The sequence below is a fragment of the Bartonella sp. AA126HLJHH genome (genome assembly GCF_042197425.1).
Taxonomy (GTDB): domain Bacteria; phylum Pseudomonadota; class Alphaproteobacteria; order Rhizobiales; family Rhizobiaceae; genus Bartonella.
This window is the reverse complement of sequence record NZ_JBHIRU010000083.1, coordinates 1-1,489: the sequence shown is the minus strand read 5'-3', so window position 1 is coordinate 1,489 and position 1,489 is coordinate 1. Positions and strand designations below refer to the sequence as shown.

2 protein-coding genes and 1 pseudogene are annotated in these 1,489 nt (G+C 35.9%); 2 read left to right on the top strand and 1 reads right to left on the bottom strand.

All coding sequences use genetic code 11. The annotated features are described in order from the left end of the window. Window positions 1-125: 125 nt before the first annotated feature. Window positions 126-356 (top strand): hypothetical protein, encoded by a 231-nt coding sequence (locus ACFIQC_RS09805; protein ID WP_208434686.1) that lies wholly within the window; start codon window positions 126-128, stop codon window positions 354-356. An 87-nt stretch (window positions 357-443) separates the two neighbouring features. Here ACFIQC_RS09805 and ACFIQC_RS09800 read toward each other — a convergent pair whose 3' ends face one another. After that, entirely contained in the window at window positions 444-1,115 is a 672-nt protein-coding gene (locus tag ACFIQC_RS09800; protein WP_375707131.1) for a hypothetical protein, read from the bottom strand. 66 nt (window positions 1,116-1,181) lie between these two features. On the opposite strand from ACFIQC_RS09800, the pseudogene ACFIQC_RS09795 reads away from it, so the two are divergent. Next, a pseudogene (locus tag ACFIQC_RS09795) lies at window positions 1,182-1,489 on the top strand (hypothetical protein); the annotation flags it as partial.

Sequence of the window (1,489 nt, the reverse complement as noted above, 5' to 3'; positions counted from 1 at the left end):
AATTGAAGAACGTGACAAGGAAATTAAACAACTGAAGCAAGAGCTTAAGCCGCGTGATGAAGCAGTAAAAGCGCCGCTTCATAAGAATAAGAAGAGTAAGAAGAAGGGTAAGTGAGGAGAGAAAGATGAGTTTAGTAGCAATTATTACGTTTTTTACTACCAATGCGGTTATGTTCTTTTGTGTTATCGCTATGTTCTTTTTTGTTTTGCTCTATCGCAATAGAGAACAAGAGCTCAAAACAGAACTGAAGGAAAAAGATATATTAATTGTAAAGTTAAATATGTCAATTGAAGAGTTGAAAAAGAAAGTACAAGAAAGAAGAGTTATAGGAACCTTTGGAGGTTATGATTCATGAAAAAGAACAAACTAATAAATACTTTTATCTTCTCACCTTAATAGGTGAGAAGATAAGTAAAACCTAATTCCCAATCTTATAAGATTATCATCGTTGATGACTTAATTTTCGAAAAAAGCTGGGCCAAAAGCGAACTTCAAGTGTTTTATGTGGGTCATATGATGAAGTATGTTCTAAGATAAAGATCAGAACGGATAGTTTATCATGATTTTCTGTTTCTATGGAGCGAATTTTTAATTCCCATCGAAAACTATACCCACCATTCACTGTAAATAGGTCAATTCCTCTTTCTAATACGTTGTTTTGGATGACAGGATTTGTTGTAACGGGAGTTATTAAATCGATACATTTGGGAGATGTTTTAAGAATGCTTCTTGGAGAGCTTTGAGAGTATGGATAAGGAGTTGGATAGAATGCTTGAACGAATTCGAAAGGGCTATTTTCATCTATTCGTATATAGTTCATTTTCATTGGTCGGTCTGTGGGGTTTTTGATGGAAAATTCTATGAGAATACCTTCTGGTGATAGATCTTCAGGTTTAAGATTAAAGATCTCAACTTTCATCTTTGGTCCTAAACCTTCTGCTATGTTTTCTGTCCACAAAGTTTCTAAGGAATTTCTTATCATTTGGGGAAGGTCTTTTTTCAATATACTTTGTCTTTTGAATGTTGCGAGTTCTGTTTCAATGTTATTCAATTTATTGTTCATGTTAATTGTAATGTCAGTTAATTCTACAAAATTTTCTTGCATATTTCTCATATCTCTTTCTCCTCCGCTTTGGGAAAACAGTAATTTTATAAAATACGTTTTGTATGGAGAGGAGCGGTGATTAACACGATTCTTTGTTTTGATCTAGGTACCAAAACGGGGTGGGCGATACGTGGTGCAAGTGGTGACATGTTCAGTGGTACCGTGAATTTTCAATCACGCCGTTTTGAAGGCGGTGGAATGCGTTACTTGCGTTTTAAACAATGGCTATCAGAAATAAAGCAGACAGCAGGTCAAATTGACGTGGTGTATTTTGAAGAGGTGAGGCGTCATAAAGGTACAGATGCCGCGCATGTTTACGGTGGTTTGTTAGCAACGTTAACGGCGTGGTGTGAACAGCATCAGATACCGTATGAGGGGATACC